The sequence below is a fragment of the Pseudomonas sp. SMSB3 genome (genome assembly GCF_052041965.1).
In the GTDB taxonomy this organism is placed as follows: Bacteria; Pseudomonadota; Gammaproteobacteria; order Pseudomonadales; family Pseudomonadaceae; genus Aquipseudomonas.
Genome location: NZ_JBKGGV010000015.1, coordinates 1 through 18,560 on the forward strand (window position 1 = coordinate 1; position 18,560 = coordinate 18,560).

The 18,560-nt window shown below is 65.4% G+C and carries 16 protein-coding genes; 4 read left to right on the forward strand and 12 right to left on the reverse strand.

Features of this window, described 5'->3' with window-relative positions; all coding sequences use genetic code 11:
• Positions 1-364: 364 nt before the first annotated feature.
• The 3 genes from gabP to ACLEJW_RS20220 all read right to left on the reverse strand — a co-directional run bounded on the left by gabP (position 365) and on the right by ACLEJW_RS20220 (position 4,521).
• Positions 365-1,756 (reverse strand): GABA permease, encoded by a 1,392-nt coding sequence (gene gabP, locus ACLEJW_RS20210; protein ID WP_313457844.1) that lies wholly within the window; start codon positions 1,754-1,756, stop codon positions 365-367.
• Positions 1,757-2,133: 377 nt separating this feature from the next.
• On the reverse strand, positions 2,134-3,477 hold the full coding sequence (locus ACLEJW_RS20215; protein ID WP_145190645.1) for an MFS transporter: 1,344 nt from the start codon (positions 3,475-3,477) through the stop codon (positions 2,134-2,136).
• 93 nt (positions 3,478-3,570) lie between these two features.
• On the reverse strand, positions 3,571-4,521 hold the full coding sequence (locus ACLEJW_RS20220; protein WP_313300325.1) for a 2-hydroxyacid dehydrogenase: 951 nt from the start codon (positions 4,519-4,521) through the stop codon (positions 3,571-3,573).
• Between the two features lie 99 nt (positions 4,522-4,620).
• Between ACLEJW_RS20220 and ACLEJW_RS20225 the strand changes: the two genes are divergently transcribed.
• Positions 4,621-5,508: a LysR substrate-binding domain-containing protein gene (locus ACLEJW_RS20225; RefSeq protein ID WP_440778131.1), complete on the forward strand. Its 888-nt coding sequence runs from the start codon at positions 4,621-4,623 to the stop codon at positions 5,506-5,508.
• Between the two features lie 260 nt (positions 5,509-5,768).
• Here ACLEJW_RS20225 and gudD read toward each other — a convergent pair whose 3' ends face one another.
• Positions 5,769-7,124: a glucarate dehydratase gene (gene gudD, locus ACLEJW_RS20230; protein WP_440778132.1), complete on the reverse strand. Its 1,356-nt coding sequence runs from the start codon at positions 7,122-7,124 to the stop codon at positions 5,769-5,771.
• A gap of 15 nt (positions 7,125-7,139) precedes the next feature.
• Positions 7,140-8,492 (reverse strand): MFS transporter, encoded by a 1,353-nt coding sequence (locus tag ACLEJW_RS20235; protein ID WP_440778133.1) that lies wholly within the window; start codon positions 8,490-8,492, stop codon positions 7,140-7,142.
• 259 nt (positions 8,493-8,751) lie between these two features.
• Here ACLEJW_RS20235 and ACLEJW_RS20240 point away from each other — a divergent pair, with 259 nt between their 5' ends.
• Positions 8,752-9,450 (forward strand): FadR/GntR family transcriptional regulator, encoded by a 699-nt coding sequence (locus tag ACLEJW_RS20240; RefSeq protein WP_313300334.1) that lies wholly within the window; start codon positions 8,752-8,754, stop codon positions 9,448-9,450.
• 35 nt (positions 9,451-9,485) lie between these two features.
• On the opposite strand, the gene ACLEJW_RS20245 is transcribed toward ACLEJW_RS20240, so the two are convergent.
• The 6 genes from ACLEJW_RS20245 to ACLEJW_RS20270 all read right to left on the reverse strand — a co-directional run bounded on the left by ACLEJW_RS20245 (position 9,486) and on the right by ACLEJW_RS20270 (position 14,723).
• Positions 9,486-10,247, reverse strand: coding sequence for an ABC transporter ATP-binding protein (locus tag ACLEJW_RS20245; protein WP_145190628.1), 762 nt, complete (start codon positions 10,245-10,247; stop codon positions 9,486-9,488).
• A complete protein-coding gene (locus ACLEJW_RS20250; RefSeq protein WP_218570369.1) occupies positions 10,244-11,305 on the reverse strand; it encodes a FecCD family ABC transporter permease in 1,062 nt (353 codons plus the stop codon). The genes ACLEJW_RS20245 and ACLEJW_RS20250 overlap by 4 nt, the downstream gene beginning before the upstream one ends.
• The gene (locus ACLEJW_RS20255; protein ID WP_145190623.1) at positions 11,302-12,417 is read right to left on the reverse strand and encodes an ABC transporter substrate-binding protein; all 1,116 of its coding nucleotides are present in this window, start codon (positions 12,415-12,417) and stop codon (positions 11,302-11,304) included. The genes ACLEJW_RS20250 and ACLEJW_RS20255 overlap by 4 nt, the downstream gene beginning before the upstream one ends.
• Before the next feature lie 130 nt (positions 12,418-12,547).
• On the reverse strand, positions 12,548-13,138 hold the full coding sequence (locus ACLEJW_RS20260) for an HAD family hydrolase (RefSeq protein WP_145190620.1): 591 nt from the start codon (positions 13,136-13,138) through the stop codon (positions 12,548-12,550).
• Complete coding sequence (gene tesB / locus ACLEJW_RS20265) at positions 13,135-14,004, reverse strand: acyl-CoA thioesterase II (protein ID WP_145190617.1); 870 nt, start codon at positions 14,002-14,004, stop codon at positions 13,135-13,137. The genes ACLEJW_RS20260 and tesB overlap by 4 nt, the downstream gene beginning before the upstream one ends.
• 146 nt (positions 14,005-14,150) lie before the next feature.
• Positions 14,151-14,723 carry a GNAT family N-acetyltransferase gene (locus ACLEJW_RS20270; protein ID WP_145190613.1) on the reverse strand — a complete coding sequence of 191 codons (573 nt, stop codon included), beginning with the start codon at positions 14,721-14,723 and terminating at the stop codon, positions 14,151-14,153.
• 137 nt (positions 14,724-14,860) lie between these two features.
• Here ACLEJW_RS20270 and ACLEJW_RS20275 point away from each other — a divergent pair, with 137 nt between their 5' ends.
• Positions 14,861-15,775: a histone deacetylase family protein gene (locus ACLEJW_RS20275; RefSeq protein WP_440778134.1), complete on the forward strand. Its 915-nt coding sequence runs from the start codon at positions 14,861-14,863 to the stop codon at positions 15,773-15,775.
• 148 nt (positions 15,776-15,923) lie between these two features.
• Complete coding sequence (locus ACLEJW_RS20280; RefSeq protein ID WP_440778135.1) at positions 15,924-17,165, forward strand: TIGR03862 family flavoprotein; 1,242 nt, start codon at positions 15,924-15,926, stop codon at positions 17,163-17,165.
• A gap of 21 nt (positions 17,166-17,186) precedes the next feature.
• Here ACLEJW_RS20280 and ACLEJW_RS20285 read toward each other — a convergent pair whose 3' ends face one another.
• A complete protein-coding gene (locus tag ACLEJW_RS20285; RefSeq protein ID WP_313457819.1) occupies positions 17,187-18,518 on the reverse strand; it encodes a DEAD/DEAH box helicase in 1,332 nt (443 codons plus the stop codon).
• Positions 18,519-18,560: the final 42 nt, after the last annotated feature.

Genomic DNA, 18,560 nt, shown 5'->3' on the forward strand with positions numbered 1-18,560 from the left:
CGCAGCTCGCGATGCGCCGCGCAAGCGGCGCTTAATCTCACAGGCGCAAAAATGCTCCCTCACCCCACCGTACGCGCCCCCGCCTGCGCATGCCCTCGCGAGGTCACGATGCCGAGGAAGGAAATGACGATCGCCAAGCCCAGGTCGAGCTCACTTCGGCGCGGTGCTCAGGTGTATACATCATCACTGCCAGGGCGCCTGTAATGAAGATGATCACTGCCCAGGTCAGCTTGGGCGACGCATCGCGAGCTACGCTCGCTCCTACGGGGGTTTCTGGGCGGTCACGGCACCAACCGTAGGAGCGAGCGCAGCTCGCGATGCCGCGCAAGCGGCGCTCACTCTCACAGGCGCAAAAATGCCCCCCTCACCCCACCGTACGCGCCCCCACCGCCTGCGCATGCCCTCGCGAGGTGACGATACCGAGGAAGGAAATGACGATCGCCAAGCCCAAGGTCGAGCTCACTTCGGCGCGGTGCTCAGGCGTATACATCATCACCGCCAACGCGCCTGCAATGAAGATGATCACCGCCCAGGTCAGGTACGGGAACAGCCACATGCGGAACTTCAGTTCGGTGTTCTCGCGCTCCAGGCGGCGCCGCATGCGCAGTTGCGAGATGGCGATGACCATGTACACCAGCAGCGCGATGGCGCCGGAGCTGGCCAGCAGGAACTCGAACACGCCTTTGGGCGCGAAGTAGTTGAGCACCGCGATGGCCGCGCCGATCAGCGTGCTGCCGAACACCGCCGCGCGCGGCACGCCGACCTTGGACGTGTGCTTCAGCAGCGCCGGCGCATCACCACGCTTGGCCAGCGAATACATCATCCGCGAGGCGATGTAGATCGACGAGTTCATGCAGCTGGTCACCGCCACCAGCACCACCAGGTCGACCATGAACGCAGCGTTGGGAATGTTCATGATTTCCAGCGCCCGCTGGTACGAACCCACCACCGCCAGCTGCGGGTCGTTCCACGGCACCACCGAGATGATCACGAAGATCGACAGGATATAGAAAGTGCTGATCCGCCAGATCACCGAACGCGTGGCCTTGGCGATGTTGCGCGACGGGTCGCTGGATTCCGACGCGGCGATGGTCACCGCCTCGGTGCCGATGAAGCTGAACATCACCGTGATGAACGCGCCGATCACCGCCGACCAACCGTTGGGGGCGAACCCGCCGTGCTCGGCGATCAGCCCGCTCAGGCCGCTCACTTCGCGGTTGGGCAACCAGCCCATCAGCGCGGCGAAACCCAGGCCGATGAAGCCGAGAATCGCCGTGACCTTGAGGATGGCGAACCAGAACTCGAACTCGCCGTACTTGGCTACGCTGAACAGGTTGGTCCCCGCCAGCAACAGCACCGAGGCCAGGGCGAAGATCCAGCTCGGGATATCCGGGAACCAAGCGTTGAGCACATGCCCGGCAGCCAGTGCCTCGATCGGGATCACCAACACCCAGAACCACCAGTACAACCAGCCGATGGTATAGCCAGCCCAGCGGCCGATGGCCTGGTCAGCGTAGGTAGAGAACGATCCAGTGTCCGGGTGCGCGACGGCCATTTCGCCGAGCATGCGCATGACCAGTACCACCAAGGTCCCGGCCACGAAGTATGAAAGTATGGTGGCTGGCCCGGCCGCCGCAATGGCGTGCCCGGAGCCTACGAAAAGTCCGGCACCGATGATGCCCGCAATGGACAGCATCGTTACATGACGTGGCTTGAAACCTTGTGCAAGGTTGCCATCAGATCCCACGGTGTTCATTGATCTTGTTCTCTTTTTGCTGACACAAGGAAGGACGGGCAGGCGTAGGCGAAAAATATCTCCTTTGAAATCAATAAGTCGACAGGTTGCCGGTGTGCTGTTGTTGATCTTTGGCACACGTCACAGAGCAAGATGCCGGTGCGGTTCGGGGTTCATTTAAGCCCCGCGAGGCTGTGGGAAATTACACGAGAACGCCTCGAAACTGTTCGATCACGACAGGGCTTTTCCAGAAACGCCAGATGTCGCGAATGGCATGTCCGATCGCGCCACGGGTCCGTCTGGAGCTTTCGTTTTTCATTTGAATGTGTGTCTGGGCAGTCATCATCGGGCACAAAAAAGCCCCGGTCTCCCGGGGCCGCTGTCGCTCAGGCGTCTGCCTACGCCTGCCCAGTCCGCTCGAAGCGCCTGGCCAGCAACAGGTAAGCGAAGATCCCCAGCACGCCATGGGCGGCCACGAACCACAATGCGTTGTTGAACGAGCCGGTACTGGCCACCACGTAGCCGATCACCAGCGGCGTGACGATGCCGGCGACGTTGCCGATGCCGTTGAACACCCCGCCGCACAGGCCGACCATTTTCTTTGGCGCGACATCCGACAGCACCGCCCAGCCTACCGCTGCCAGGCCCTTGCCGAAGAAGGCCAGGGTCATCATGGCGATCACCGCGGCGTTGCTGTCGACATAGTTGGCCAGCACCAGGCTGGTGGACAGCGCCATGCCGATGACGAAGGGTGTCTTGCGCGCCTTGGAGGGATGCACGCCCCGGCGGATCAGGTAATCGGAGACGAAGCCGCCGAGTATGCCACCGGTGAAGCCGCAGATCGCCGGCAGTGCGGCCACCCAGCCGGCCTCCATGATGGTCATGCCGCGGCCCTTGATCAGGTAGATCGGGAACCAGGTGATGAAGAAATAGGTGAGCGCGGTGATGCAGTACTGCCCCAGGTACACCGCCCACAGGTTGCGGCTGGTGAACAGTTGCAGCACTTCGGCGCGGGTCGGCTTGCTCGTGGCGCTCTTGCGCGCTTGCTCGAGGTCGACCAGGGCGCCGCCTTCGCGCATGTAGTCGAGCTCTTCCCGGCTCAGGCCGGGGGCGCTGTGCGGTTCGTGGTACAGGCGGAACCACACCACGCTCAACAGCAGGCCCAGCACGCCCATCCAGACGAATACCTGCTCCCAGCTCAAGGTGTGGGTCATCCACGCCATCAATGGGGCGAACACCACCACTGCCATGTACTGCGCCGAGTTGAACAGCGCCGAAGCCGTGCCGCGCTCGCGGGTCGGGAACCAGCAACTGACGATGCGCGAGTTGGCCGGAAACGCCGGCGACTCCACCAGCCCGAGCATGAAGCGCATGGAGAACAGCGCCACCGCTGCCGACGCTCCGGCCAGGCCCATCCAGCCAACCGTGCCCTGCAGCAAGGTGAACAGCGACCAGAGGATCAGGCTGATGCCGTAGACCCGGCGCGCCCCGAAGCGGTCCAGCAACCAGCCGCCGGGCACCTGACCGAGGGCGTAGGCCCAGGCGAAGGCCGAGAAGATCATGCCCAGCATCACCGGGTCCAGGCCCAGGTCCTTGAGCACTTCGGTGCCGGTGATCGACAAGGTGGCACGGTCGGCGTAGTTGATCACGGTGATGACGAAGATCAGCGCCAGGACCAGGAAGCGATGGCGACCGACCCCGGCCACGACCGGGGATGCGGCGACGGCGGATTTGCTATTCATAGGACCCTCTTGCTCCTCGTTGGAAGCGATTGTTCTTGTACAGAGAAGGTGTGGCCCGCAGGGCCTGGTGCTGCCTGTGCCCGCGCACGGGCCCTACAGGTCGATCACCCGATTGGGCGGTGCTTCACCGCGAAAACAGGCCGCAAGGTTGTCCAGCACCATGCGCCCCATCTCCAGGCGGGTCTGCAGGGTGGCGCTGCCGCGATGGGGTTGCAGGCTGACCTGGTTCAGGTCGCGCAAGGCCGGCGGTACGTAGGGTTCATCGACGAACACATCCAGCCCGGCGCCGGCGATGCGCCGTTCCCGTAGCGCCTCGACCAGCGCCTGCTCATCGACCAGCTTGCCCCGCGCCACGTTGATCAGGTAGCCCTGCGGGCCAAGGGCATCGAGCACGTCGGCGGTGATCAGCACCTGGCCGCCATCGGCGGAGGCGGCGACCACCAGCACATCCACCGAGCGCGCCAGCGCCAGCAGATCGGCCTCGTAGCGGTAGCCGCTCGCCGGTTGTTCGTGGCGCGCGTGATAGGCGATGCGCATGTCGAAGGCGGCGGCACGCCGCGCGATGGCCTTGCCCACTGCGCCCAGCCCGACGATCCCCAATGCGCTGCCACTGACCTTGCGCGCCAGGGGCAGGTTGACCGTCCCCCACAAACCCTCGCGCACCAGCCGCTCGCCCTCGCCGAGCCGGCGCAAGGTGCTGATGATCAGGCCCATGGCCAAGTCAGCGACATCGGCGGTGAGCACGCCGGGCGTGGTGGTGACCTGAATGCCGCGTTCGGCGGCATGGACCAGGTCCACGGCGTCGGTGCCGATACCGCTGATGGCGATGATTTCCAGGGCGGGCAGCTGGTCCATCAGCGCGTTGCCAAGCCCTTTCGCGCCACCGGTGACCACCGCGCGGATGCGTGGGCCGACGGCGTCGAGCAGGCGCTGCGGATCATCGTGCTCATACAAACGGTGCACCTGGTAGGCGCTGAGCAATTCGGCGTCGATGGCCTCTGGCACGGGCTGGGTGAGCAGCACGTCGATGGGAAGATTGTTCATCGGGAGCATCCGGCAGTTCGAAGACATGAGTCGATGCTAGGCCGGCATTTGATACAGGTCTAATATAGATGCTGGATCGAATAATTCAGGAATTGAATCATGGAGCTGCACCAGTTGCGCTGTTTCGTGGCCGTGGCCGAAGAGCTGCATTTCGGCCGCGCCGCCACCCGCCTGCACATGACCCAGCCGCCGCTGAGCCGGCAGATTCAGCTGCTGGAGCATTCGCTTGGGGTGCTGTTGCTCGAACGCAACAACCGTCAGGCACGCTTGACCTTGGCCGGGCAAAGCTTTCTCGAAGACGCCCGGCGGATCCTCCAGGTGGCCGAGTCGGCCAGCCAGTCGGCAAGGCGCATCGCCCACGGCGAGGCGGGTCGGCTGACGCTCGGTTTCACCGCTGTCGGCAGCTACAGCATGATTCCGCGGCTGCTGGTGCATGCCGGGCAGAGCTTGCCGGATATCGAACTGGTGCTCAGCGAGCGTATTTCCTCGACCCAGGTACACGACCTGGAAGCCGGCCTGATCGATGTCGGCCTGGTGCGCCAGGTGCTGCCCAGCGCGCGGGTGGAATACCTGCCCATCCACCGTGAGCCCTTCGTCGCTGCCCTGCCCGCCGGGCATGCCCTGGCGGGGCGCGAGCGGCTGCGCCCGGCCGACTTCGATGAGCAGCCGTTCGTGATGTACAGCGCCAATGAAGGGCGTTACTTCCACGACCGCATCGCCAACCTGTTCGCCCGCCACGAGGTGCAGCCGCGTTACCTGCATCAGCTGGGGCAGACGCATTCCATTCTGGGGCTGGTCAATGTCGGACTGGGTTGCGCCGTGGTCCCGGCATCGGCCCAGGCCTTGCGCCTGGAGCAGGTGGTGTTCAAGCCGTTGGTGGGGATGGAACAGCAGGCGGAGATTTTTCTGGCTTTCTGCCGCGATAACCCCAACCCGGTACTCGGGGCATTCGTGCAAATGGCGCGGGCGTTTTTCGAGGCGGGTTGATGCTCGGTTTGGCGAGCAGAGACAGGCCTGTCATTTCAAAACCCAACGCACTGTTCGTCGGGCCAACTTTCTTGCTCAATTCATCACTCAGCGAGGCACGTGTGGGAGCGGCCTTGTGTCGCGAAAGGGCCGCAAAGCGGCCCCGGCAATGCTTGCTGCGAAGCTGTAATCCTGGGGGCGCTACGCCCCCCTTTCGCGACACAAGGCCGCTCCCACAGGAAAACTGCTCTGGTCTCTAAAGCAACGGTTGCGCTGGATGCTTAACGCACCAGACAAGGCCGCTTGTTATCGAAGCTCCACCCCGGAATCAGGAACTGCATCGCCACGCTGTCATCGCGCGCGCCGAGGCCCATGTTGCGGTAGCACTCATGGGCCTTGGCCAGTTGGTCTTCATCCAGCTCCACACCCAAGCCCGGCCGCTGTGGCACGCGTACGTGACCGTCGACGATCCGCAGCGGGTCGCGCGTCAGGCGCTGGCCGTCCTGCCAGATCCAGTGGGTGTCGATCGCGGTGATCTCGCCCGGCGCCGCAGCGGCCACCTGGGTGAACATCGCCAGGGAAATATCGAAGTGGTTGTTGGAGTGCGACCCCCAGGTCAGGCCCCAGTCGTGGCACATCTGCGCCACCCGCACCGAGCCCTGCAGGGTCCAGAAATGCGGGTCGGCCAGCGGGATGTCCACCGATTGCAGCTGGATCGCATGGCCCATCTGCCGCCAATCGGTGGCGATCATGTTGGTGGCGGTCGGCAAGCCGGTGGCGCGTCGGAACTCGGCCATCACTTCTCGGCCGCTATAGCCGTTCTCGGCACCGCACGGGTCTTCGGCATAGGCCAGCACCGCGTGCTTGTCGCGGCACAGGGCGATGGCCTCTTTCAGTGACCAGGCGCCATTGGGGTCCAAGGTGATGCGCGCCTGCGGAAAACGCTCGGCCAGGGCAGTGACCGCTTCCATTTCCTCCTCACCGCGCAGCACGCCGCCCTTGAGCTTGAAGTCGCTGAAGCCATAGCGCTGCTCGGCAGCCTCGGCCAGGCGCACGATCGCCTCCGGGGTCAGGGCTTTTTCATGCCGTACGCGCAGCCAGTCGTCATCGGCATCGGCTTCGTTGCGGTAGGCCAGGTCGGTCTGCTGACGGTCGCCGATGTAGAACAGATAGCCCAGCATCTTCACCGCTTCGCGCTGCTGCCCTTCACCCAGCAACGCGGCCATCGGCACGTTCAGGTGCTGGCCGAGCAAGTCGAGCAGCGCCGCCTCGATGGCCGTGACCGCGTGCACGGTGATGCGCAGGTCGAAGGTTTGCAGGCCGCGCCCGGCCGCATCGCGGTTGGCGAAGGTCTGGCGCATGGCATTGAGCACGCGCTGGTAATGCCCGATCGGCTGGCCGACCACCAGGCTGCGGGCGTCTTCCAAGGTCTGGCGGATCTTCTCGCCGCCCGGCACTTCCCCCAGGCCGGTATTGCCCGCGCTGTCGCGCAGCACCACGACGTTGCGGGTGAAGTACGGGCCGTGGGCGCCACTGAGGTTGAGCAGCATGCTGTCGTGGCCCGCCACGGGGATTACGCGCAGGTCGGTGACGACGGGGGTGCTGCTGTGAACGGCGGGTTGGGTCTGCATATTCATCAGGGGTTCTCGCTGTCAGTGGGTCTGGCCCAAGGCCGACGGGGCCTTGAGGTCATCGCTAGGGGCGCCCTTGGGGCGAATGCGCACGAAGAACACGGCAATCGCCGCCAGCACCGAGGTCACGGCCAGGCCATACAGGCCGCCTTGAATCGACCCGGTCTGCTGTTCGAGCAAGCCGAAGGTGGTCGGCGCGACGAAGCCGCCGAGGTTGCCGACCGAGTTGATCAGCGCGATCACCGCCGCCGCGATGCGCGCATCCAGGTAGCCCTGGGGAATCGGCCAGAACAGCGACGAGGCCGACTTGAAGCCGATGGCGGCGAAGCACACCGCGACGAAGGCGAAGACCGGCCCGCCAGTGGTCGACATGAACATGCCGATGGCGGCGATCAGCAGCGCCCCGGCCACCCAGGCCTGCTGGAATTTCCAGCGGCTGGAGCCGGCCGCGAAGGCGTACATGGCGATGATCGAGATCAGCCAAGGGATCGAGTTGAAAAAGCCGACCTGTAGGTCGCTCAGTTCACCCATGCGCTTGATGATGCTCGGCAGCCAGAATGTCGCGGCGTAGATGGTCAGCTGGATGCAGAAGTAGATCAGGCAGAACAGCACGATCTGGCGGTCCTTGAGCAGGCTCCAGGCCGACGGTTTCACCGCACCGACCGCCTCGCGTTCACGTTGCTCGCGGTCGATGGTCGCCACCAGGGCGTCCTGTTCGGCCCGGCTCAGCCACTTGGCATCATGCGGCTTGGAGTCGAGCCAGAAGAACACGAAGAAGCACAGCGTCACCGAGGCCATGCCCTCGATGAACAGCATCCACTGCCAGCCATGCAGGCCCAGGCCCTGGATCTGCATCAGCGCGCCGGCCAATGGCCCGGAAATCAGCGAAGCCAGCGCCGAGCCGCTGAGGAAGATGGCAATCGCCTTGCCGCGCTCGGCCCCCGGCAGCCAGCGGGTGAAGTAATAGATCACGCCGGGGAAGAAGCCAGCTTCGGCGACCCCCAGCAAAAAGCGCAGCACATAGAACTGGGTTTCGTTCTGCACGAAGGCCATGGCGGTCGCCACCAGGCCCCAGGTGAACATGATGCGGGTCAGCCACAAGCGGGCGCCGACCTTTTGCAGCAGCATGTTCGAGGGCACCTCGAACAGCGCGTAGCCAATGAAGAACAGCCCGGCCCCGAAACCGTAGGCGGCAGCGCTGATGCCCAGGTCGCTTTCCAGGTGCGGGCGGACGAAGCCGATGTTGACGCGATCGAGGTAGTTGACGATGAACATAATGACGAACAGCGGCAGGACGTGGCGCTTGACCTTGGCCACGGCGCTGGCCAGGGCCTCGCCTTGGTTGCGGGCAGGCGCAGAGGGGGTGTCGTTCACGTGTGAATCTCCCACTAATTGTTTTTGTGCGGGTCGAGTTGTCTGACAGGGCAGTGAGACGGAGCATATGCCGGCCACAGTTGTACGACAAGATGTCAATCTTCGCTGAAGTGGCAAAGTACAAGCTGATAAATGGTTATTTAGTCGCGAAAATGTCGCTATTTGATTAGTCAGCGGAATTCGCCGCGCAGAAAAAACACGCTGAAATTATTTTTATCCGTTAGCTTGTCATACAAGTTGACCTCCTCAAGGATCCGCCATGACCCAGCCCCTGGCCAAGCGCAGCCATAGCCGCACCCACGACCTGGTTTCGAGCCTCACCCAGCAGATCCTGCTCGGCACCCTCAAGCCCGGCGACAAGCTACCCTCGGAAAACACCCTGGTTCGCGAGCACGGTGTCAGCCGCACCGTCGTGCGCGAAGCGCTGTCGAAATTGCAGGCCTCGGGGCTGGTGGCGCCGCGCCACGGTATCGGCTCGTTCGTCATGGCGCGCCAGGACCCACCGGGGCTGCGCGTCGGCGCCGAGAATGCGGCGAGCGTGCGCGACTTGCTGGAGCTGCGCATTGGCCTGGAAGGCCAGGCCGCCGCCCTGGCCGCCCTGCGCCGTACCGACCAGCACCTGGCGCGCATGCGCAAGGCGCTGGATGACTATCAGGACCTGGCGGCCGCGGGGGACAGTTGCATCGAGGCCGACCGGCGTTTCCATCTGCTGATCGCCGAGGCCACCGGCAACCTGTATTTCAGTGAAATGATGGCGCAACTGGGCAATGGCCTGATCCCGCGCAACCGCATGGCCCTGGCCGAACGCAGCGGCGCCAAGCTGGCGCGCCAGGCGTATCTGGCCAACCTCGAGCATGAGGCGATCCTCAATGCCATTCGCCGGCAAGACGCGGATGCCGCGCGGGCGGCGATCTGCCTGCACCTGTCCAACAGCCGGGACCGGGTGCTTCCGGACTGAAGCCCGCAGGCTGAGGGTTGCAGGCCGCCCCGCGTTCAGGCCAAGGCGCGATCCACCAACACTTGCAAGCGCCCGCGCGAGCAGCGCTCGACCCGCGCCTGCACGCCATACACCTCGGCCAGCAACTCGGCTTGCAGCACCGCTTCTGGCGCCCCGCACGCCACCACCCTGCCCTCGCGCAGCACCACCAGGCAATCGGCATGACTGGCCGCCAGGTTGATGTCGTGCAGCACCGCCACCGCCAGCAGACGGTGCGCCATCACGCGCTCGCGCACCGCTCCCATGACCCGCAGCTGGTAATGCAGGTCCAGCGCGCTGGTTGGCTCATCGAGCAGCAGCACCTGGGGATTGCGTGCCAGCAGTTGGGCCAGCGCCACCAGTTGCCGCTGGCCGCCGGAAAGGCTGTCCAGCGAGCGCTCGGCCAGCGCCTCGATGCCGAGCTGGCGCAGGGCGTCGTAGGCATGCCCGAGCAGGTCGTCGCCACCGCCCACGCGCAGCGCCGCGACGATACTCTCCAGCACCCCCAGGGCAATGCCCGGCGGCAACTGCTGCGGCATGTAGGCCAGACGCCGCGAACGCTCGGCAAAGCTCAGCCGGGTGACGTCCTCGCCATCCAGGCGCAAGCCGCCGCGCATGCGCTCGAGCCCCGCCAGCGCACGCAGCAGGGTCGACTTGCCCGCGCCATTCGGCCCGACCAGCGCCACCAGGCTACCGGGCGCCAGCGGCGGCAGGCTCACCCCGTGCAGAATCTGCCGCGCGCCGTAGGCGACCGCGACGTTGTCGATCAGCAGGCTCACAGTTTTCTGCCCCGGCGGAACACCAACAGCACGAACACCGGCACCCCCACCAAGGCGGTGACGATACCCACCGGCACGATCACCCCAGGCAGGATCAACTTGCTGGCAATCGACGACAGCGACAGCATCAACGCCCCCACCAGGGCGCTGGCTGGCAGCAGAAAGCGCTGGTCCTCGCCCACCAGCAGGCGCGCGATGTGCGGCCCGACCAGGCCGACGAAGCCAATGGTGCCGACGAATGCCACGGCAGTGGCCGACAGCAGGCTGATGCGCAGCAACGAGGCAAAGCGCAGGCGCCGGGTGTCGACGCCAAAGCTGCGGGCACGGTCTTCGCCCATGCGCAGCAAGGTCATGGCCGGCGCAGCGCGCAGGGAGAACGGCAGCACCAGCGCCAGCACCAAGGCCAGCATGGCGAGCTTCTGCCAGTCGGCGCGGGCCAGGCTGCCCAAGGTCCAGAACACCAACTGCTGCAACACATCTTCCGTGGCCAGCAGCTGCAGCAACGACACCAGGGCATTGCAGCTGAACACCAGGGCGATGCCGAACAGCACCAGGCTTTCCACCCCAGCGCCGCGCAGCCGGGACATGGTCTGCAGCAGCACCACCGAGAGGCAGGCGAACACGAACGCCATCACCGTTACCTGCGCGCTGGGGGCCAACCAGGCGATGCCCAGCGGGTAGGCAATGGCCAGCGACGCGCCGAGCGCTGCCGAGGACGACACGCCCAGGGTGAAGGGGCTGGCCAGTGGGTTGTCGAGGATCGCCTGCATCTCGGCACCGGCCAGGGCCAGCGCAGCGCCCACCAGGATGGCCATCAGCGAGTACGGCAGGCGTACGTTCCAGATGATCACGCGCTCGGTGGCGCTCAGCGTCGCTGGGTCGAACACCCCTTGCAGCAAGCGCCCCAGGCCCATGCCGGAGGCACCGCTGGCCAGGTCGCCGAGCACCGACACCAGCAGCAACATTGCCAGCGCCAGCACCAGCGCGGCGCGCCGCCAGAGCACCCGACGGTAGTGCCAGGCGGCCAGTGCGGCGCCGTCATGGGCGAGCGCGGTCACTGCGCGTCGACCCAGTACTGGCCGTCCAGGCCGACCTTGAGCATCTGGTTGATCTCGGCCATGGTCGCCTGCGGGTCGACGTCCTTGAAGCGTTCAGGGTGCACCCAGCGGGCCATGGCTTCGATGGCGAGGATGTTGAACGGCGAGTTATAGAAGTCATGCCACAAGCCATGGGCCTGCCCCGCCTGGATCGGCCGCAGCGGGGCGAACTCGGGCCGGGCGGTGATCTTGGCCAGGCTCTGGCGTGCGGTGTCGAGCGATACTCCAGCGCCCAACAGGACGCCGGGGGCGCGGTTACCGGTGGCGATGTACACGTCCGGATCGGCCTGCAAGACGTATTCGACGCTGACATCGCCCAGCGCACCGGGCACCACATCGGCGCCGATGTTATGCCCGCCCACCGCTTCGACCACACTGCCCAGGCCGCTCTTGCCGGTGGTGTGGCCAGGCGCCTGCCAGACGCCCGGAAGCAATTCGAGGAATACCTTCGGCCGCTGCGCGGCGGTGATGCTGGCCACGCTGTCGGTGACGTGCTTGAGGTGGCGGTCATACAGGCTCAGGTATTCCTGAGCCTGCTGTTCACGGCCAAGCAAGCTACCCAGCGCCTGCATGCTGACGTGGGTGTTGCGCATCGGGTGCACACGGAAGTCGATGAACAGCACCGGTACGCCGGCCTTCTCCAACAGGTCGGCCACCGGGCTGTGCTGGGTCGGGCCTTCGCCAGCGATGCTGAAGATCGCCAGGTCCGGCTTGAGCGCGAGGATCTGCTCGGCGCTGACGCTCTGTTCCGAGGCCTGGCCGATCAACGGCAACTTGGCCACTTGCGGGTAGGCCTTGGCGTAGACTTCGTAGGTATGCGGGTCGAGCAGGCGCATGTCGTTCTGCCAGCCGACCACGCGCTGGAAAGGGTTGTCGCGGTCGAGCAAGGCCAAGGCGAAGAACAACCGCCCTTCACCCAGCACGATGCGCTGCGGCGCATGCTCGAGCGCGACCGTGCGGCCAAGCACATCGGTCACCTGCACGGCGCTGGCGCTGGGGGCGAAGGCGCTGGCGCTGGCCAGCAACAGGAGGGCGGGCACAAGGCAGCGCCGCAGACGAGACAACAGGCACATCGGGGAATCCTCTTGAAGAGAATCAATCGCATCTGGAGCCGGGCATTCTAGCCAGCCCCATCCCCTGTCGATGTGCGCAAATGTATTGGCTTGTCAGCGGCTCATTACACGCAAGGCCGCAAGCCGCTCCTCAACCCAGCAGCACCTGCAACGCTCGGCAATCGGCAGCGTGCCAGTCGGTCAGCGCCGGCCAGGGGTTATCCGGCAGGTTGACCAGCACCGTACGCGCGCCAGCGGCCCGCCCGCAGGCCAAGTCGAACTGATGATCGCCCACCATCACCATCTCGCCCGGCGCCACGCCCCAGGCCCTGGCGATACTCACCAAGCCGTCGGGGCTCGGCTTGGGCTCGGCCTCATCACGGCCGAGAATGTGCTCGACCGCAAAGCAGTCGGCCAGGCCGATTGCCTCGAGGGTCACATGGGCCAGCTCGCGGGCATTGCGGGTAAGAATCCCCAGCCGGCAGCCGCGCCCGGCCAACTCGCGCACCAGCTCCACCGCGCCGGTGGCTGCCGTCGATGCCAGCGCCAGGTCGCGTTCATGCTCCAGCAGCCAGGCATGCTTGGCGGCGGCCTCGGCTTCAGGCAGCGCCGCCAGGTGCCCGAGAATGTCGTCTTGTGGCGGGATGTCCAGGGCCACGCGAATGGCCGCGAAGTCATGCACGGCGACGGTGAGGGTGCCGTCCATGTCGAACACCCAGTTGCGTACCTGGCCCAGGCTCATGCCCAGTCCTTGCGGTGGCGAATCAGCCCTTCCTGGGTCGACGAAGCGACCAGCTGGCCGGCGCGATTGAAGATGCTGCCGCGGCAGAAGCCCCGCGCGTTGCCGGCCCAAGGGCTGTCGGTGGCGTACAGCAGCCACTCATCGGCGCGCAGGTTGTGGTGGAACCACAGCGAATGATCGAGGCTGGCGATCTGCATGTCGCGCTGCCACACCGATTTGCCATGGGGCAGCAAGGAAGTGGTCAACAGGCCGAAATCCGAGGCGTAGGCCAACAGGTATTTGTGCAGTGCCGGCACATCCGGCAGCGTGCCATCGGCGCGGAACCAGGCGTATTTCACCGGGTCGCCAGGCTTGGGGTTGAACGGGTCGCGCTCGCTCACCGGGCGAATCTCGATCGGCTTGGCGCACAGCACCTTGTCGCGAATCCGCTCGGGCAGCTTATCGGCATGGGCACGCGCCAGCTCGACCTCGGTGGCGAGGTTCTCCGGGCCGACCACATCCGGCATCTGCACCTGATGCTCGAAGCCTTCCTCGTCATATTGGAACGACGCACTGCAGGTGAAGATCGGCTGGCCCTTCTGGATCGCCGTCACTCGCCGGGTGCTGAAGCTGCCGCCATCACGCACGCGATCGACCGAATACACCACCGGCAAGCTGGCATCGCCGGGGCGCAGGAAGTAGCCGTGCAGCGAGTGCACGTGGCGGGCATCTTCTACCGTCTGGCTGGCCGCCGACAGCGACTGGCCCAGCACCTGGCCGCCATACAGCTGGCGAAAGCCAAGGTCCTGGCTGCGCCCGCGAAACAGGTTCTCCTCGATCGGCTCGAGGCTCAACAGGTCGACCAGGTCGTCCAACACATGACTCATCGGGGGTTCTCCTCGTAGGAGCGAGCCTTGCTCGCGATGCGCCGCGCAGCGACGCTCGATTTCACAGGCGCTGAACATCTTTCGGCAAGCACCTTTCAGGGATGAGAAATGATACAGGGTTTGTCATCGGCGCCGCGCGTGGCCGTTCATTCAGTGCGCAAGGTCCGTTCCCAGTGCGCGCGGTCCATGCGATACAGCACATGCCGACGCAGCGGATGATCGGCCGGCAGGCGTGGGTGATCGAAGCTGCCCGTCAGGTCCTGTTGCATGCCGATCGCCTGCATGACCTTCTGCGACGGCAGGTTGCTCTCGGTGGTGAAGGACACCACCTCCTCCAGGCGCAACTGCGCGAAGGCGCAGCGCAGGCAGGTCCACGCCGCCTCGCTGGCAAAGCCCAGGCCCCAGTGACGCCGGGCCAGGCGCCAGCCGATCTCCACCGCCGGGCCGAACGGCGCCTCGAAGTTGACGTTGAGTAGCCCGGTCATGCCGATGAAAGCGCCACTGTCCTTGCGCTCCAATGCCCACAGGCCGAAGCCGTACTCGTTGAAGTGGCCGCGAATACGGCCGATCAACGCCGCCGCCTCCAGGCGCGTCAGCGGCGCAGGAAAATAGCGCATCACCTGTGGGTCGGCGCACATCGCGGCGAATTCGCGCAGGTCGTCGTCCTGCCATTGGCGCAATACCAGGCGGGCGCTCTCCAGGTGGAGTATGGGGGTCATGGGGTGTACTCCGGCTTCACCGACGTTCAGTCTACAGCGTAGGCGCGGCCTGGCGCTTTACCCAGCGCGCGGCCAGGGTTGGCCAGCGCGGGGCAATAACTGGCAAGATTGGCCCTGGCCCTGACTGCGAACCACCCATGCCGCTGCCGCTGATCTACCACGATGACTACAGCCCGGAATTCCCTGCCGAGCATCGCTTTCCGATGGACAAGTTCCGTCTGCTGCACGACCACCTGGTGCACAGCGGGCTGACCACCGACCAGGCCCTGCTGCGCCCGCAGATCTGCCCCAACGACATCCTTGCCCTGGCCCATGAGCCGAGCTACATCGAGCGCTACATGAACGGCGAGCTGTCGCGCGAGGACCAGCGCCGTCTCGGTCTACCGTGGAGCGAGGCATTGGCGCGGCGCACCGTGCGCGCGGTGGGCGGCTCGCTGCTGACCGCCGAGCTGGCGCTGCAGCATGGCATTGCCTGCCACTTGGCCGGTGGCACCCACCATGCCCATTACGATCACCCGGCCGGTTTCTGCATCTTCAACGACCTGGCGGTGATCAGCCGTTACCTGCTGGCGGCCGGACGCGTGCAGCGGGTGCTGATCTTCGACTGCGATGTACACCAGGGCGATGGCACTGCGCGCATGCTCGAAGACACGCCCGAAGCCATCACCGTGTCGCTGCACTGCGAACAGAACTTCCCGGCGCGCAAGGCCCAGAGCGACTGGGACATCCCGTTGCCGCGCGGCATGGGCGATGCCGCCTACCTGCAAGTGGTGGACGATGCGCTCAACTACCTGCTGCCGCTGTACCAGCCCGACCTGGTGCTGTACGACGCGGGTGTCGATGTGCACAAGGACGACGCCCTGGGCTATCTGCAACTCACCGATCAAGGCGTGGCAGCCCGCGATGAGCGGGTGCTGCGCCATTGCCTGGGGCGTGACATCCCGGTAGCCGGGGTGATTGGTGGCGGCTATAGCAAAGACCACGAGGCCTTGGCCAGGCGCCACGGCATCCTCCACCACAGTGCCGCGCGGGTCATCGGTTGTTCACAATGACTGTGGAACCGCTTGTGGATAACCTGCGGGAAAGGCGCTGCAGCCCAATGCCGGCAAGCCCTGCAGGACTGTGATCATTTTTTGACCAGTGCTCGCAGGTGGCGTGCTGCGTTAGAATGGCGATCTTTTCCACAGCCTGCCGTCGACCATGCCTGATAAATCCCCCGCATTCCCCTCCTCGGCCGTCGTCATCGGCGGCGGCCCTGCCGGCCTCATGGCCGCCGAGGCCATGGCCCAGGCGGGCATCGACGTGCAGGTGTTCGACGCCATGCCCTCGGTAGGTCGCAAGTTCCTGCTGGCCGGGGTCGGCGGCATGAACATCACCCACGCGGAAGCTTATCCACAGTTCGTGGGGCGTTACGCTGAGCGCCAAGGCGAGATCGAACAGCTGCTGCGCGGGTTCGATGCTGATGCGCTGCGCCAGTGGATCCACGACTTGGGCATTGAAACGTTCATCGGCACCTCGGGCCGCGTGTTCCCTACCGACATGAAAGCCGCGCCGATGTTGCGCGCCTGGCTCAAGCGCCTGCGCGACCAAGGCGTGGTTATCCACACCCGCCACCGCTGGCTGGGCTGGAATGACGATGGCAGTCTGCGCATCGCTTATCCACAAGGCGAGTTGCGTATGCACGCCGATGCCGTGGTGCTCGCCTTGGGTGGCGCAAGCTGGGCACGCCTGGGTTCCGATGGCAGCTGGCAACCCCTGCTTAGCGAACGTGCTGTGGATATCTCGCCGCTGCGCCCGAGTAACTGCGGATTCGAGGTGCAAGGCTGGAGCGCACTGCTGGTGGATAAGTTCGCCGGGGCGCCACTCAAGAACATCGCTCTGAGCATGCCCGGCATGACCCCGCGCAAAGGTGAGTTCATCCTCACGGCGCAAGGCGTTGAGGGCAGCCTGGTGTACGCCTGGTCGGCGCAACTGCGCCAGGCCATCGAACGCACCGGGCATGCCCAGCTGCTGCTCGACCTGCTGCCGGACAAGCCTGTGGACAAGATCGCCCAGGCACTGGCCAAGCCGCGCGGATCGCGCTCCATGGCCAAGCACTTGCACGGTCAATTAGGCATCGATGGGGTCAAGGCAGGGTTACTGCGCGAACTGACAACGCCTGCGACCTTCACTGATCCACAGGCGCTGGCGCAGGCGATCAAGGCATTGCCGATCACCTTGATCAGCACGCGGCCGTTGGATGAGGCGATCAGCAGCGCCGGTGGCGTGCGCTTCGAAGCGCTGGACGCCGGCTTGATGCTGCGCGCCATGCCAGGCGTGTTCTGCGCCGGCGAGATGCTCGACTGGGAGGCGCCGACCGGCGGCTATCTGCTCACCGCCTGCTTTGCCAGCGGGCTGCAGGCTGGCCGAGCGGCGGCGGCATGGCTGCACGCGCCGCGCTGAGCACGCCGGCGCTTACACAGCTCAGGGCTTGCGCTTGCGCGGGCCACCTTTGAAGCTGGGCACCTTGCGCACGGCCTTCACCGCTGGCTCACTGGCACTGCCGTCGGCACTGTCCATCCAGCGCCCCAGGCCACGCTTGGCGGCGTTTTCCTTGGGTTTCTTAGGCTTCTTCGGCTTCTTGATCACCTGGCCGCTGGCGTCGGTCATCGGCACCCGGTGCTCGGGGATGAAGTCCGGTTCTTCGTGGCGTGGCAGGGTCTGACGGATCAGCACCTCGATGGCCGAGAGCATCTGCACCTCATCGGCGCACACCAGCGAGATGGCCTCACCCTTGTTACCGGCACGCCCGGTGCGGCCAATGCGGTGCACATAGTCTTCGGCGACGATCGGCAGGTCGAGGTTGACCACCAGCGGCAAGTCGTCGATATCCAGGCCGCGGGCGGCGACGTCGGTGGCGACCAGCACCTGGATCTCACGCGCCTTGAAGCTGTCCAGGGCGCGCTGGCGGGTGGCCTGGGGGCGGTCACCATGGATACCGTCGGCGTTGATGCCTTCCGCGAGCAAGCGCTCGACCAGTTGATCGACCCCGTTGCGGGTCTTGGCGAACACCAGCACCTGCTTCCAGCGCTGCTTGCGCAGCAAGTGGCAGAACAGGTCGGCCTTGCGCTTCTTGTCCACCGGCACCAGCCACTGCTTGACTGTGTTGGCGGCGGCGTTGCGCGGGCTGACCTCGATGCTCAACGGATCGTTCAGCGCCAGCCCGGCAAGCACGCGGATCTGCTCGGAGAAGGTGGCGGAGAACAACAGCGTCTGGCGCTTGCGCGGCAGCGCGGCGTACACCGCCTGCAGTTCTTCGGCAAAGCCCAGGTCGAGCATGCGGTCGGCTTCATCGAGCACCAGGGTCTGTACCTGGTTGAACTTCAATGCGTTCTGGCGAAACAGGTCGAGCAGGCGCCCGGGGGTGGCCACCAACAGATCGACCCCACGGCGCAGCCTCATCATCTGCGGGTTGATGCTGACCCCACCGTAGACCGCGTAGGTGCTCAGCGGCAGGTTCTCGGCATACTCACGGACATTGGCGTGCACCTGCTCGGCCAGCTCGCGGGTCGGCACCAGCACCAGCGCGCGGATCGAGTTGCTGGCGACCTTCTCACCCTCCAAGGCCAGGCGCTGCAACACCGGCAGGGCAAAGCCTGCGGTCTTGCCAGTACCGGTCTGGGCGGCGGCCATCAGGTCGCGCCCTGCCAGCACGGCAGGGATGGCCTTGGCCTGAACGGGGGTGGGCGTGCTGTAGTCGAGCTGCTGCAAGGTGCGCAGCAGCGGTTCGATCAGGCCGAGTTGGGCGAAATTCATGGCAATACCGTCAGGGGGGTTCAGCGAAGGCGGCAAGTTTAC

Excerpts from the sequence above, each read along its gene's own strand:
- gabP (WP_313457844.1), bottom strand. The coding sequence starts at position 1,756 with ATGAACACCGTGGGATCTGATGGCAACCTTGCACAAGGTTTCAAGCCA.
- ACLEJW_RS20215 (WP_145190645.1), bottom strand. The coding sequence starts at position 3,477 with ATGAATAGCAAATCCGCCGTCGCCGCATCCCCGGTCGTGGCCGGGGTC.
- ACLEJW_RS20220 (WP_313300325.1), bottom strand. The coding sequence starts at position 4,521 with ATGAACAATCTTCCCATCGACGTGCTGCTCACCCAGCCCGTGCCAGAG.
- ACLEJW_RS20225 (WP_440778131.1), top strand. The coding sequence starts at position 4,621 with ATGGAGCTGCACCAGTTGCGCTGTTTCGTGGCCGTGGCCGAAGAGCTG.
- gudD (WP_440778132.1), bottom strand. The coding sequence starts at position 7,124 with ATGAATATGCAGACCCAACCCGCCGTTCACAGCAGCACCCCCGTCGTC.
- ACLEJW_RS20240 (WP_313300334.1), top strand. The coding sequence starts at position 8,752 with ATGACCCAGCCCCTGGCCAAGCGCAGCCATAGCCGCACCCACGACCTG.
- ACLEJW_RS20255 (WP_145190623.1), bottom strand. The coding sequence starts at position 12,417 with ATGTGCCTGTTGTCTCGTCTGCGGCGCTGCCTTGTGCCCGCCCTCCTG.
- ACLEJW_RS20260 (WP_145190620.1), bottom strand. The coding sequence starts at position 13,138 with ATGAGCCTGGGCCAGGTACGCAACTGGGTGTTCGACATGGACGGCACC.
- tesB (WP_145190617.1), bottom strand. The coding sequence starts at position 14,004 with ATGAGTCATGTGTTGGACGACCTGGTCGACCTGTTGAGCCTCGAGCCG.
- ACLEJW_RS20270 (WP_145190613.1), bottom strand. The coding sequence starts at position 14,723 with ATGACCCCCATACTCCACCTGGAGAGCGCCCGCCTGGTATTGCGCCAA.
- ACLEJW_RS20275 (WP_440778134.1), top strand. The coding sequence starts at position 14,861 with ATGCCGCTGCCGCTGATCTACCACGATGACTACAGCCCGGAATTCCCT.
- ACLEJW_RS20280 (WP_440778135.1), top strand. The coding sequence starts at position 15,924 with ATGCCTGATAAATCCCCCGCATTCCCCTCCTCGGCCGTCGTCATCGGC.
- ACLEJW_RS20285 (WP_313457819.1), bottom strand. The coding sequence starts at position 18,518 with ATGAATTTCGCCCAACTCGGCCTGATCGAACCGCTGCTGCGCACCTTG.